This is a genomic window from Sphingomonas sp. DMC6 (genome assembly GCF_056314225.1).
In genome coordinates this window covers 501,475-514,911 of the sequence record NZ_JBQUYT010000003.1, presented here as the reverse complement: position 1 = coordinate 514,911, position 13,437 = coordinate 501,475, and the positions used below count along the sequence as shown (strand labels likewise).

9 protein-coding genes are annotated in these 13,437 nt (G+C 67.2%); 2 read left to right on the top strand and 7 right to left on the bottom strand.

Annotated elements, in window-relative coordinates; all coding sequences use genetic code 11:
• Nucleotides 1-26 precede the first annotated feature (26 nt).
• The 3 genes from ACT53M_RS09775 to ACT53M_RS09765 form a co-directional block, all read right to left on the bottom strand.
• A complete protein-coding gene (locus tag ACT53M_RS09775) occupies nucleotides 27-2,102 on the bottom strand; it encodes a M13 family metallopeptidase (RefSeq protein WP_476233015.1) in 2,076 nt (691 codons plus the stop codon).
• Nucleotides 2,103-2,145: 43 nt separating this feature from the next.
• On the bottom strand, nucleotides 2,146-3,369 hold the full coding sequence (nhaA, locus tag ACT53M_RS09770; RefSeq protein ID WP_476233014.1) for a Na+/H+ antiporter NhaA: 1,224 nt from the start codon (nucleotides 3,367-3,369) through the stop codon (nucleotides 2,146-2,148).
• Nucleotides 3,370-3,598: 229 nt separating this feature from the next.
• A complete protein-coding gene (locus ACT53M_RS09765) occupies nucleotides 3,599-5,194 on the bottom strand; it encodes a lysine--tRNA ligase (protein ID WP_476233012.1) in 1,596 nt (531 codons plus the stop codon).
• 32 nt (nucleotides 5,195-5,226) lie between these two features.
• Here ACT53M_RS09765 and ACT53M_RS09760 point away from each other — a divergent pair, with 32 nt between their 5' ends.
• A complete protein-coding gene (locus tag ACT53M_RS09760) occupies nucleotides 5,227-6,414 on the top strand; it encodes a GNAT family N-acetyltransferase (RefSeq protein WP_476230029.1) in 1,188 nt (395 codons plus the stop codon).
• Nucleotide 6,415: 1 nt separating this feature from the next.
• Here the strand turns inward: ACT53M_RS09760 and ACT53M_RS09755 are convergent, their stop codons facing one another.
• The 4 genes from ACT53M_RS09755 to ACT53M_RS09740 form a co-directional block, all read right to left on the bottom strand.
• Nucleotides 6,416-8,107 (bottom strand): hypothetical protein, encoded by a 1,692-nt coding sequence (locus ACT53M_RS09755; protein WP_476230030.1) that lies wholly within the window; start codon nucleotides 8,105-8,107, stop codon nucleotides 6,416-6,418.
• Nucleotides 8,108-8,149: 42 nt separating this feature from the next.
• The gene (locus ACT53M_RS09750; RefSeq protein ID WP_476233011.1) at nucleotides 8,150-9,655 is read right to left on the bottom strand and encodes a hypothetical protein; all 1,506 of its coding nucleotides are present in this window, start codon (nucleotides 9,653-9,655) and stop codon (nucleotides 8,150-8,152) included.
• Entirely contained in the window at nucleotides 9,652-11,394 is a 1,743-nt protein-coding gene (locus ACT53M_RS09745) for a hypothetical protein (RefSeq protein WP_476233010.1), read from the bottom strand. The genes ACT53M_RS09750 and ACT53M_RS09745 overlap by 4 nt, the downstream gene beginning before the upstream one ends.
• A gap of 81 nt (nucleotides 11,395-11,475) precedes the next feature.
• Entirely contained in the window at nucleotides 11,476-12,024 is a 549-nt protein-coding gene (locus ACT53M_RS09740; RefSeq protein WP_476233008.1) for a hypothetical protein, read from the bottom strand.
• 166 nt (nucleotides 12,025-12,190) lie between these two features.
• Here ACT53M_RS09740 and ACT53M_RS09735 point away from each other — a divergent pair, with 166 nt between their 5' ends.
• On the top strand, nucleotides 12,191-13,348 hold the full coding sequence (locus tag ACT53M_RS09735) for a phosphoserine transaminase (RefSeq protein WP_476233007.1): 1,158 nt from the start codon (nucleotides 12,191-12,193) through the stop codon (nucleotides 13,346-13,348).
• Nucleotides 13,349-13,437 lie beyond the last annotated feature (89 nt).

Here is a 13,437-nt window from a genome sequence, read left to right as displayed (position 1 = left end):
TCAACGCCGCCGGCCACGTGCGCGCATCACCAGATGCGCACCCGGTCCTCGGGCGCGACATATTGCTTCTGGCTGGCATCGATATGCCATGCCGCATACCAGGCATCGACATTGCGCAGCGGGTTCACCGCGCGGATCTGGCCCGGCGAGTGCGGATCGCTCACCAGTTGCTGGCGCAGCGCCTCGGTGCGGAACAGCGTGCGCCACACCTGGCCCCAGCCGAGGAAGAAGCGCTGGTCGCCGGTAAGGCCATCGAGTACCGGCGCCGGCTTGCCGCCCAGCGAGGCATGATAGGCATCGAGCGCGATCAGCACGCCGCCCAGGTCGCCGATATTCTCGCCCATCGAGGCGCGGCCATTGATGTGCAGGCCCGGCAATCCCTCGAAGCTGTACGCCTCATATTGCGCGCCGAGCCGCACTGCCTGTGCCTCGAACTTGGTCGCGTCCTCCGCTGTCCACCAGTCGCGCAAAACCCCGTTGCCGTCCGACTTGCGTCCCTGATCGTCGAAGCCGTGGCTGATCTCATGCCCGATCACCCCGCCAATCCCGCCATAGTTGACGGCGTCGTCGGCCTTGGGGTCGAAAAAGGGCGGCTGCAGGATCGCCGCCGGGAAGACGATCTCGTTCTTGACCGAGTTGTAATAGGCGTTGACCGTCTGCGGCGTCATGCCCCACTCGGTCTTGTCGACGGGCCCGCCCAGCCGGTTGCGGCGATAGTCCCACTCGAACCGGCCGGCGCGTTCGGCATTGCCGACCAGATCGCCCGGCCGCACGTCGAGCTTGGTGTAATCGCGCCACTTGCTCGGATAGCCGACCTTGACGGTGAAGCCCTGCAGCTTGGCGAGCGCCTGTTCCTTGGTCGCGGGGCTCATCCAGGCGAGGTTGCGAATGCGGCCGGCCAGCGCCGTGCGCAGATTGCCGACCAGCACTTCCATCTTCGTCTTGCTTTCCGGCGGGAAATAGAGCGCTACATAATCGCGCCCGATACCTTCGCCGATCGCGCGTTCGGTGAACGACACCGCCCGCTTCCAGCGCTCGCGCTCCTGCGGCTGGCCGTTCAGGAAGCGTTGGCGGAAATCGAACTGCGCATCCGAAAACCGCTTCGAAAGCAGCGGCGCGATGTCATCGGCGATGCGGAAGGCCTGCCATGCCTTCAGCGTGGCGAGGTCGGTATCGGCAAAGATGCCGGCAATCTTCGGCACCGCGCTGTTCTGCGCAACGATCACGCGCGTCGCCTTGCCCAGACCCGCTGCCTGCCAGAAAGGTGTCCAGGCGAAACCGGGGGCCTGGGTCTGCAATTCGGTGAGGCTCATGGGATTATAGGTCTTATCGCGGTCACGGCTCTCCGCGCGCGTCCAGTGCGCCTCGGCGATCCGCGTTTCCAGCGCGACGACCTTGTCCGCAGCGGCCTGCGCCTCGGGCCAGCCGGACATGCCGAGCAGTTGCGCGACATAGTCGCGATAGCGGGCACGCTGGGCGGCGAATTTCGGGTCGAGATACAGATCGCGGTCGCCCAGCCCCAGGCCCGACTGGCGCAGGCTGAGCGCATAGACATCGGGCTGCTTGGGATCGTCGTTGACGCCGACGCCGAAGAAGCTGGCGCCGAAGCCGCCGAACGAAGCGCCCATCAGCCGGGCCATATCGGCCTTGGTGGCGGCGGCCTTTACCGGCTGCAGCCGCTCGAGCAGCGGGCTGGCGTCGAGCTTCTCCGCCGTCGCCGCATCCAGGAAGGCAGCATAGAGCAATGCCGCCTTGCGCCGGTCGGGATGGGCGGTGTCGGCGGGGCTATACCCTTCGATCAGGCTGCGCAGCCGCACTTCGGAAAGATCGCGCAGCTGAATAAAGGCGCCATAGGAGGAACGATCGGCCGGAATGGTCGTCCGCGCCGCCCAGCTGCCGTTGACGAAGCGATACCAGTCGTCGCCGGGCTTCACGCTGGTGTCCATGCCGCTGATGTCGAAGCCCCAGGTGCCATAGCGCGTGGCCTCCGCGCCCGGCGCTGCGGTCCGGTCCGGGTCGTCGCCCAGCGGGGGGGCGGCGACGGCGCCAACGGCTGCAACAACGCCCAGGGTCGTTGCCAGAAGAACATGCTTCAGGTTCAAGATAGGCCTCCGGATCAGGCGCTTGTGCGCCGAAACCCCCAGCCTACACGCTTCGCTCCGGCTGGCAATTCTTCCGCGTACCGCTCCAGCGCAGCAAGGCATAGCCCAGCGCTGCCGACAGGATCGATCCGACCAGCACGCCGATCTTCACTTCGTCGACCAGCAGCGGGTCGCCCGGAAAGGCGAGGCCGCCGATGAACAGGCTCATCGTGAAGCCGATGCCCGCGAGCAGCGACACGCCATAAATCTGCCCCCAGCCGGCATTGCCGGGGCGTTTCGCCAGTCCCAGCTTCACGGCCGCCCAGACGCTGCCGAAAATGCCGAGCTGCTTGCCGAGGAACAGGCCGAGCGTCACGCCCAGCGGCAGCGGCTCCAGCAGTATCGCCGGGGACAGGCCATCCAGTGCGACGCCGGCATTGGCGAAGCCGAACAGCGGCACGATCAGGAACGCCGTCCAGGGATGCAGCGCATGTTCCAGCCGGTGGAGCGGCGAGGTGGCATCGTCGGGCGCGGCGGGAGAGGGCGTGATCGGAATCATCATTGCCGTCAGCACGCCGGCGATGGTCGCGTGGACGCCCGAGCGGAACACGAACAGCCACAAGAGAAGGCCGAGCAGCAGATAGGGCGTCAGCCGCCGCACGCCGCTCTTGTTCAGCAGATACATCGCCATCAGCACCAGCGCGGCGAGGCCCAGCGCCAACATGTCGAGCCCGCTGGTATAGGCTAGTGCGATGATCGCGACTGCGCCCATATCGTCGACAATGGCGACGGCGGTGAGGAACAGCTTCAGCGCCGGCGGCGCGCGGGTGCCGAGCAGCGCGAGCACGCCGACGGCGAAGGCGATGTCGGTGGCGGCCGGGATTGCCCATCCCTGACGCAGTTCCGGCCGGGTGCCGGCTACGGCCAGGAACAGGATTGCCGGTGCCAGCATTCCTGCCGCCGCCGCGATCACCGGCAGCCGCCGCCGCTCCCAGCTCGCCAGCCGCCCGTCGAGGAATTCGCGCTTGATCTCCAGCCCGACGAGCAGGAAGAAGATCGCCATCAGCCCGTCATTGATCCACAGATGCACCGTCATCGGCCCGTGGCGCGGGGCGATCACCGGGCCGGTTTCGGCATGGAGCAGGTGGAAATAGGGCTCGGCCGTGGCGGACAGGTTTGCCGCCAGCAGTGCCAGCGCCGCCGCCGCGATCAGGACGATCCCGCCCGACGCCTCGCCGTGGAGAAAGGCCCGCGTCGCCGAGCGGATATGGCGGATACGGCGTCGCATGGGTCGGCTCCTCCCGTTTGGTGTGGACCCCTTTTCTCCCCTCCCTGCAAGGGAGGGGCAGGGGGTGGGTGCGCGCGTCTGCGCGCCTCAAAAGACTTTTCCCTCGGTCGAGAGTGAAACCCGCCGCCTGACGGCGGCGGACCCACCCCTGACCCCTCCCTGCACGCAGGGAGGGGAATTAAAGCGTTCGCGGCTTCGTCGATCCTCTCCCTGGCGGTGGAGGATCGGATCAGGCCCCCCGCGCCAGCGCCTCCGCGATCAGTTTCCGGCTGTTCTCGATGCCGTAGAGCGCAATGAAACTGCCCATGCGCGGTCCCTGTTCCGAACCGAGCAGCGTTTCATAGAGTGCCTTGAACCAGTCGCGCAGATTCTCGAACCCGCCGGTCTTGCCGATCTCGTAGATCGCGTCCTGGATCGCCTCCGCCGGCGTGTCCGCCGCCATGCCCGCCAGCTCGGCGTCGAGCCGCTGCAGCGCCGCCACTTCCACGCCCTGCGGCGCCCGCTTCTTCAGCGTCGGCGCCACGAAGTCGCGGGCATAGGCCAGCGCGTAGCCGATCAGCCGGTCGAGCGCGGGATAGGTCTCGGGCGTCGCTTCGGGCACATAATTGGCCAGATAGCCCCAGACCTGCTCCTTGGTCGCCTCGCCCATCACCCCGACCAGATTGAGCAGCAGCCCGAAGGTGACCGGCAGCGTCTCCGCCGGCGGCTCGCCATTGTGGATATGATGAACCGGGTTGCCCAGCTTCTGCTCGATCGGCTGACCCCCATAATTGCCGCGGAACTGCCAGTACTCGTCGATCGCGCGCGGGATTACGCCCAGATGCAGTTGCTTGGCCTTTTTCGGCTCGCGATAGGCATAGAAGGCGATGCTCTCTTCGGGACCATAGGTCAGCCATTGCTCAAGGCTGAGGCCGTTACCCTTTGACTTGGAGATCTTTTCGCCCTTTTCGTCGAGGAACATCTCGTAGTTGAAGCCTTCGGGCGGGCGGCCGCCGAGCACGCGCGCGATCTTGCCCGACTGGGTGACCGAATCGATCAGATCCTTGCCGGCCATCTCGTAATCGACGTCGAGCGCCACCCAGCGCATCGCCCAGTCGACCTTCCACTGGAGCTTGGCCTTGCCGCCGAGCACCGACTGCACGATACGCTCGCCTTCATCCTCGAAGGCGATCAGGCCGGCCTCCGCATCGACCACTTCGACCGGTACCTGCAGCACGATGCCCGACTTGGGGCTGACCGGCAGCACCGGCGAATAGGTCGCCTGGCGCTCGGCGCGCAGCGTCGGCAGCATCACGTCCATGATGCCCTGGTAATGGCGCAGCACGCCCTTCAGCGCTTCGTCGAACCGGCCGCTGGTGTAATAGTCGGTCGAGGACGCGAATTCATAGTCGAAGCCGAAGCGGTCGAGGAATTCGCGCAGCATCGCATTGTTGTGGTGCGCGAAGCTCTCATACTTCTCGAACGGATCGGGAATGCGGGTCAGCGGCTTGCCGATATGTTCGCGCAGCATCGCCTGGTTCGGCACATTGTCCGGCACCTTGCGTAGCCCGTCCATATCGTCGCTGAACGCGAGCAGGCGGGTCGGCACGTCGCACAGGCTCTCGAACGCGTGGCGAACCATGGTGGTGCGCAGCACTTCGTTGAAGGTGCCGATATGCGGCAGGCCCGAGGGGCCATAGCCGGTTTCGAACAGCACATGGCCTTTCTCCGGCGCGCCACCCTGGTCGATCTGCGGGTAGCGTTTCAGCAGCTTGCGCGCCTCTTCATAGGGCCAGGCCTTGGAGACGTGCGCAGCGGCGCGGAGTTCGGGTGTAATGTTGCTCATGGTCCCCTGCCTCTGCCGTTTTCGGCGCCGCGATGCAAATCCGGGGTGGCGGCGACGGCGCGGTGCATTATCTTGGACGCGTGCGATCCTCCCCCGTCACTGCCCGCATCGCCGATGGTGTCGCCTCGATTCCGGCGGCGCAGTGGGATGCATGCGCGGGTGCCGACAATCCGTTCGTCAGCCACGCCTTCCTTTCGCTGCTGGAGGAATCCGGGTCCGCGACCGTGCAGGCCGGATGGCAGCCGCTGCCGATTCTGGTCGACGGCGCCGATGGCGTGCCGATTGCGATCGCACCTGCCTATGCGAAGAGCCACAGCCAGGGCGAATATGTATTCGACCATGGCTGGGCCGATGCCTGGGAGCGGGCGGGCGGGCGCTATTATCCGAAGCTCCAGGTGGCGGTGCCGTTCACGCCGGTGCCCGGGCCGCGGCTGCTGTTGCGGGAGCCGAGCGCCGCGCCGGCGCTGATCGCGGCGATCGAGGCCGTGGTCGATCAGCACCAGCTTTCCTCCGGCCATGTCACCTTCGTCGCGCCCGAACAGGTGCCGCTGTTCGAGGCAGCCGGCTGGCTGATCCGCCCCGGCACGCAATTTCACTGGCACAATCGCGGCTATGCCGGGTTTGACGATTTTCTGGGCGCGCTCGCCAGCCGCAAGCGCAAGGCGGTGCGCAAGGAACGCGCGGCGGCGGTGGAGGGGCTGACGATCCGGCACCTGACCGGCGCCGAGATCACCGAGGCGCATTGGGACGCCTTCTGGGCATTTTATCAGGATACCGGCAGCCGCAAATGGGGGCGGCCGTACCTCACCCGGTCGTTCTTCTCGCTGCTGGGCGCGGCGATGGGCGACAAGCTGCTGCTGATATTCGCCGAGCGTGAAGGGCGGCCGATCGCCGGCGCGCTCAACCTGATCGGCAGCGATGCGCTCTATGGCCGCTATTGGGGCTGCGTGGAGGACGTGCCGTTCCTCCATTTCGAGCTATGCTATTATCAGGCGATCGACGCGGCGATCGCGCGCGGGCTGCCGCGGGTGGAGGCGGGGGCGCAGGGCGAGCACAAGCTGGCGCGCGGCTATGCGCCGGTAACGACCTTCTCGGCGCATTATCTGCCCGACCCCGGCTTTCGCCGCGCCGTCGCCGACTTTCTCGTGCGCGAACAGCAGGCGGTCGAACGCGAGCAGGAATTTCTCGGCGAACTGACGCCGTTCCGGAAGGCGGACTAGGCTAGGGCGGCGGCGCGGTGCCGTTGCCGGGCAGCTGGCCGGCGGCTTCGGCTTCGCGGATCAGCACCCGCTCGGGCTTGGGCACCGGCAGGTCGCCGGGGTTCAGCTCGGGCCCCGGCACGTCATGGTCGACGCGGTAGAGCACGCTCGGCCCGTCGCGCCACACCGGGATCAGCCCCTGTGCATAGCGCGGATCATAGGGCGGCGGGCGCAACAGCCACACATAGTCGAACGCATCGCGCGGGAAAATCGCCAGGCTGCGCGCAATCGGCCGCCACCATTCGCGCGGGCACTGCACATTGGTGACGATTTCCGACGGATCATGCGCAAACCGCTTCGCGGCGCGGTACCGCACGGTGAGTAACTGGCCGCCCGCCATCGACCATTGATCGTTGGTATAGGCAAGCTTCCGCTCCAGCGCGAGCGCCGGCACATGCTGCAGCCGCGTCATCTTCCATTCGTTGTAGCACGTTTCTCCAACAAAGCTCACCAGCCGCGCCCCCACCGGCAGATGGTCGAGCGCCTTCAGCTCGCGGTCATAGACCTGGTCATAGAGGTAGAAGCTCCAGGTCGTGGCGCCGATGCGCGCCAGGAAGAAGCTGAGGCCCAGCACCGCCACCGTCGTCGCGCCGCGCATCGACAGGCCGGGTTTGGGCCGGATCGCCAGGATCGCGATCGCGACCAGGAACGGCACCAGCCGCATATCGGCATAGGCCGATCCGAACACCACGCGCGGCAGCAGGATATAGACCAGCAGCAGAAACAGCGCCGACAGGCCGAGATTGCGCGAATACTGGATGTTCGGATCGCGGATCGCCTTCAGCACCAGCAGGAAGATCACGCCGACGCTGGCAAGGTCGAACAGCTGCCAGCGGTCGCGGAAGAGCTGGGTGATCCACAGCATCTTGGCGCGCCAGTTGAACCAGTCGAAGGTCTGGCCCGACACATGTTCGCCGCCGCGCCAGATGATCATCAGGATCGCCGGCAGCGCCAGTACCAGGCACTGGACGCCGGCGAAGAACACGGGCTCGGCCCAACCATGCTTCCAGTCGCGATACCAGGGCAGCGCCCGGTTCCGGCGCAGGTCGTGCTGGCGGATCAGTTCGGCCGAAAAGGCGAGCACGCCCAGTACGCCCCAGCCGAAGGTGTGGGCGATCCAGATCAGCACCGAAACCGGCACGAACACCATCGAGCGGAAGGCGAACTTGCCCAGCCGCCCCAGCCGCAGCCACCAGCCGAACGCCAGCATCGCCAGCCCCATCGAGAAGGCGAAATTGACGAAGCCGAAATGGAACGGGAATGCATAGGCCAGCGGCAACGCGAACAGCGCGGTCGCAGGAATGCGGCCATGCACTTCGCGGGCGATGAACAGAAAGCCAGCCACCGTCATCGCCGGAATGGTGATGATGACCAGCTTGACTGCCAGTTCCAGGTTCAGGCCGAACAGCTTGACGAGCGGGATGATCGCCAGATCGACCCCCAGATTGCCCATCAGCTGCCAGCGGAAATCATACCATTCGCGCAGCCATGGCACCGAATCATACGCGAACTGAACGCGATACCGGCCCATATGGCCCGGCAGGTCGACCAGCGGCGGAATCTCCGGCCACAGCAGCGGCACGGTGGCGACAAGGGTGGCGAAGAGCACGAACCATCGTGTCTGCCACCAATGCAGCGTTGCGCCCCTATCCATCAGCCCGCTTTAGTGCGCTCGCCGCGCCGTTCGCAAGCGGCGTTATCGTCGTATGACGCGATAGAGTGTCGATGGGCCCGAGCGCGCGACCTGCACCACATCGGCGGCCAGCCTTGGTTGCGGGGCGAAATCGATCGTCCAGACATAGTCGAACGCCGCGCGATTGAAGCTGCGGATGGTGGTGGCGAAGTCATAGGGACGCTCGCGGCAGCCGACGCAGTACATCATCTGGGAAGGGTCCGCGCGGTATTCGCCCGCGTCCGGGCGGCGGTCGCGCAGCAGTTGCTGGCCGGCCAGCGTCCATTCGCTGTTGTCGAAAATGTCGCGCCGCGCGAGGGCCAGCCCGGCGACATGTTCCAGCCGCCTGTCGCCCCAGCCGGTGCAGTCGAAATGCACCGCCACCAATACCGAGGCGCCACGCGGGATGGCGCTGGCCACGGCGGCGGCCTGTTGCTGCAACTGCCCTGCCCCGGCAAAGACGAGGGTGGTGGTGGTGATGCGCATCATGAAGAACAGCGTGCCGACCGCTGCAAGCGCCTGTGCGAAGCGTTCGAAGCCGGGCCTTATCCGGATCGCCACGAGCAGCAGCGCCACGGCATAGGGGGCCATGCGCATATCGACATAGGCGCCACCCAGCATGCGATAGGGCAGCACGGCCCAGGCAAGCAGCCCCAGTGCCGCTGCGGCGGCCGTGACGGGTTCCAGTCGCAGCGCGCGGCTCCGCAACCCTGCCCAGCACAATGCCACCAGCAGGATGGCCGAGAGCAGATCATAGGGACCATATTGCTCGCGCAACAGCGAGGCGATCCACCCTGCCTTGGCACCCCATTCCCAGCTGGCATTCAAGCCGCCGGCTCCCGATCCTCCCCCGGTCAGCATCGGCACCAGCGGCGTGGCAAGCGGCAGGCAGAACAGGCCCGTGCGGAACAGCGCCGCGCCCCAGGGTCGCCCGGCACGCCGCGCCGCCACCAGCTCCGCAGCCGCAGCGAACAACCCGAACATGGCCCAACCGAAACAATGGGCAACCCACAGAAGCAGTGCGATCGGCGCGAACACGACCGCGCGCCAGACCGGCGATGCAGCGCGCCCCATCCGGATCCACAGCGCCAGTGCCCAGAAGGACAAAGCCGCTGCCAGCGCGAAGTTTACGAAGCCGAACTGGAACGGGAAGGCATAGGCGAGCGGGAATGCAAAGGCAGCGGCGGGCGAGAGGCGTCCGTCGGCTGCGCGCATCACGGCGATCAGTCCGCCGACCATGAGCGGCGGGATCAGCAGTACAACCAGCTTTGCTGCGCCTTCGGCGCCCAGCCAAGGCGTCAGCGGATAGACCAGCAGGTCGACACCCAGATTACCGATCAGCCGCCATTCATAGGCCCAGTGGCGCTGCAGCAATGGAGAATCGCCGACGGTGGCGGCAATGTGATAGCGACCAATATGCCCCGGCATGTCAATCAGCGGTGGTACGGCCGGCCATAGCAACGGCACGATGCTGAGCAGCACCACCGCCAGCGCGAACCGGCGCGTCTCCCACCAGCGGGGCTCGGTCATTGCCGGGTCCGTGGCGCCGGCTGGGTAAGGGTATAGATGCGCGGTACCGCATCGGCCGGAGACAGCGGCCGCAGCCACCCGGGCACCTGGCCCTTGCGCAGCGCGCCTGCCAGCCGGTGCGGATCGCTGCCGACCGGGCCCAGCTCGTCAAAGCTGTCGGGGCAGATGGCGACATAGTCGACCCCCCATCGCCGCGCGAGCGCCTCGGCCTGGGAGAGCGGGCTCAGGAACAGGTCGTACATGGCACGATTTCCTTCCGTGTTGCGGTGATAGGGTGCGGCGAGCACGCGGTCGCGGCTGGCGGCGAGGGCAAAAGCGCCAAGGTCGATGGGTGCCGCAAGCGTGCCGGGCGGCAGCGCGGCGATACGGGCGATGCTTGACGGCGCGGTGCAATCGGGCGTTACCGCCGCCGCTGCCGCCTTGCTCTGGCGTGGCATCAAGGCATCGCCGATGAACGGATAGAGCATGCCGGCCGATGCGAACCATGCCAGGGCGAGCGGCAAGGGGCCGCGGGCGCGCGCGGCTTCGATCAGGGCAGTGAGTGCGGGTGCGGCGAGAAGCGCCCCGGCATAGGCGCCGCGCAACTGCAGCAGCGTGATGAGGAACGCGCCGGCCTGAAAGGCGAACAGCGCCGCCCAGTCGGCGGTCTGCCGGCGATGCCAGGCCCATCCCGCTGCGACCAGACCGACGCTCAGCAGGCCCGCATAGGCAATGGCGTGCCAGGCCGGTGCGCCGAACAGCGGCTGTGCCTCAGCAACATGCGACAGCCAGACCCGGGCAAGGAACGGATCGACCTTCTCATAGGGGCTGAGGCAACCTGGCGAGACCCTCAGGGCCAGCGCCGCTGCACCGCCGCCGCCCAGCACGAGCGCGGCCAGCCGGAGGCGGGGCGTGTGCGTCGCGAATCCGGCGAGCGTCAGCACCAGCGGCGCCACCGCCACGATCTGCGCTGCCCGCCACAATTGCGCGGTAAAGCCGTCGCACGCCGGATAGGCCCAGCCGTTGGACCGGAAGAGTACCGCTTCCGCCGCCAGCATCAGCGCGAGCACCACCGAATAGCCGGCCATGCGCGCCTGCGCGCCCGGGCGGTCGCGGCACCAGCCGAGCGCCAGCACCGCGCCGCCGACGGCGAGCAGCGGCGCTGTCTCCATGCCGATGGCGAGCGAGAGCGCGGTGGCAAGTCCTGCCGCTGCGCCGCTGCGCAGCGAGCCGGCGTTCAGACAGGCGCGGACCAGCGCCAGCACCAGCACCATCTGCAGTGCGTGGTGATCGATGCGGCCCGGAAAGAAAATGGTGGTGGCGGGGTAGGCGATCGCGGCCAGCACGGCGGCGACAGTCCCGGACTGGCCGAGCGCCCGGGCGATCGATGCCACCAGCACCAACGCTACGGTGAACAGGAGCAGCGGCGATACCGTTACAGCGACGATAGTGGCGGCCGGGCTGCCAAGCAACGGCGTCAGCGCGACAATCAGCGCGGCCGGCACCAGATCGGCAACGCGCGACCAGTGCATCTGGAGACTGGGTGCGGGTCCGAGCCGGTGCTGAGACAGGTCGGCAAAGGCCTGACCACCCAGCCAGTCGCGGATCTGCTGCAGCCGCATCACGTCGTCGGTATCGGGTAGCCGGAATACCGCGAGTTGCGCGCGGTCGCGGATCGTCCAGGCAATGCCCATCAGCAGCGCGAGCGCCAGCGCGACCCAATAGTCGCGCGCAATCGGTCGATGCAGCCGCGGTCCCATGGCCCAGCGCTAGGACAACATGGTTAAGGTCCGGTTAGGGATGCGGGACCGCCTTCTCCGTAAAGCCCCGCCTCCCGCCGCTCAATCCTTGCGGTCTTCCCTCTTCTCGTCCTTGTCGTCGACCGGCAGTGTCGGCACGGCGGCGCGGGCGGCGGCGGTGGGCGCGGCAGGCGGCTTGCACCCCTTCGAAACGCCCAGACCCTTCAGGTAGGACCGGCGAATGGCGCCGCCATAGACGGCGGCTGCAACGCGCTTTTCCTGCTTGTCGGCGCCAGTGACCATCCGCACCAGTCCAAAGCCCGGGATCAGCGCACCGACAATGGCGCGGCTGCCAGCGGCCGCGATGGCGCCGCCATTGCCGCCCTTCGATCCCGGCGCGTCGGCGTCGTTGCCGAGCACGGCGTTCAGATCGGCGATGCCGGCACGAATCTGCGCGCAGGTCCGGGTTCCCTGCGCCGAATAGGGTGCGGAGGACGCGAGCAGCAGCACCGGCGGAATCTTCTTCTCGTCGATGCGCAGGTCGCGCAGCGGCGCCTTGGCACCTTCGCCCACGCTTTCCGGCTGCTGCTGCGCAAGGGCAGGCGCCGCCAACAGGCTCGCCGCCAGCGCGGCCACCACCATTATCCGCATGTTCCGTCTCCCTGTTGTCTCGCAAAGCTGCGCAGCAAAGGCGTGGAGCCGCAACATTGTTCCATCGCAACGATGTCCTGAATTGACTTTTGTGCAGCCACCGCTAGGGCCGTCGGCGGGCCACGCGGTCCCAACGCCGCGCGTGCTCTCTGTGAGGAGAGTCTACATGACTGATTCGATTGCCGCCGACGCCACCCTTGCGTCTGCGAAGCCCGCCACCAAACCGGCGCGTCCCTATTTTTCCTCTGGTCCCTGCGCCAAGCCCCCGGGCTGGTCGCCCGAGAAGCTCGCCACTGAGTCGCTCGGCCGCTCGCACCGCTCGAAGCTGGGCAAGACCCGCCTCCAATATTGCATCGACCTGATGCGCGAGCTGCTCCGCCTGCCGGAGACGCACCGCATCGGCATCGTGCCCGGCTCGGATACCGGCGCCTTCGAAATGGCGATGTGGACGATGCTGGGCGCTCGCCCGGTCACCACGCTTGCCTGGGAGAGCTTCGGCGAGGGCTGGGTGACTGATGCCGCCAAGCAGCTCAAGCTCGATCCCACCGTGCTGCGCGCCGACTATGGCCAGATCCCCGACCTGAACGCGGTCGACTGGTCGAATGACGTGCTGTTCACCTGGAACGGCACCACCTCGGGCGTGCGCGTGCCGAACGGCGACTGGATCGCCGACGACCGCGAAGGGCTGAGCTTCGCCGACGCGACCTCGGCGGTGTTCGCCTATGACCTGCCCTGGCACAAGATCGACGTCGCCACCTTCTCCTGGCAGAAAGTGCTGGGCGGCGAGGGCGCGCACGGCGTGCTGATCCTCGGCCCGCGCGCGGTCAAGCGGCTCGAAACCTACACCCCGGCCTGGCCGTTGCCAAAGGTCTTCCGCCTCATCTCCAAGGGCAAGCTCGCCGAGGGCGTGTTCAAGGGCGAGACGATCAACACGCCGTCGATGCTGGCGGTGGAAGACGCGATCTTCGCGCTCGAATGGGGCAAGGGACTGGGCGGCGCCGCGGGGCTGATTGCCCGGTCGGACGCCAATGCCGCCGCGCTCGACAAGATCGTCGCCGAGCGCGACTGGCTGGGGCATCTCGCCGCAGACCCCGCGATCCGCTCGCGCACCAGCGTGTGCCTCACCGTCGAGGGCGCCGATGCCGACTTTATCAAGAAGTTCGCTGGCCTGCTCGAAAAGGAAGGCGCGGCCTATGACGTGGCCGGCTATCGCGATGCCCCGGCCGGCCTGCGCATCTGGTGCGGCGCGACCGTCGACACCGCCGATATCGAGGCACTCGGCCCCTGGCTCGACTGGGCCTACGCCACCGCCAAGGCGGGCTGAACCGGCCGTGCTCCTGCGAAAGCAGGAGCCCAGGGCCACACGCGATTCCCCAAGAAACTCTGGGCTCCTGCTTTCGCAGGAGCACCGAC

Bases quoted from the DNA above. Each gene is read 5' to 3' on its own strand.
- nhaA (WP_476233014.1), bottom strand. From the start codon at position 3,369: ATGCGACGCCGTATCCGCCATATCCGCTCGGCGACGCGGGCCTTTCTC.
- ACT53M_RS09735 (WP_476233007.1), top strand. From the start codon at position 12,191: ATGACTGATTCGATTGCCGCCGACGCCACCCTTGCGTCTGCGAAGCCC.
- ACT53M_RS09750 (WP_476233011.1), bottom strand. From the start codon at position 9,655: ATGACCGAGCCCCGCTGGTGGGAGACGCGCCGGTTCGCGCTGGCGGTG.
- ACT53M_RS09755 (WP_476230030.1), bottom strand. From the start codon at position 8,107: ATGGATAGGGGCGCAACGCTGCATTGGTGGCAGACACGATGGTTCGTG.
- ACT53M_RS09760 (WP_476230029.1), top strand. From the start codon at position 5,227: ATGCAAATCCGGGGTGGCGGCGACGGCGCGGTGCATTATCTTGGACGC.
- ACT53M_RS09740 (WP_476233008.1), bottom strand. From the start codon at position 12,024: ATGCGGATAATGGTGGTGGCCGCGCTGGCGGCGAGCCTGTTGGCGGCG.
- ACT53M_RS09745 (WP_476233010.1), bottom strand. From the start codon at position 11,394: ATGGGACCGCGGCTGCATCGACCGATTGCGCGCGACTATTGGGTCGCG.
- ACT53M_RS09765 (WP_476233012.1), bottom strand. From the start codon at position 5,194: ATGAGCAACATTACACCCGAACTCCGCGCCGCTGCGCACGTCTCCAAG.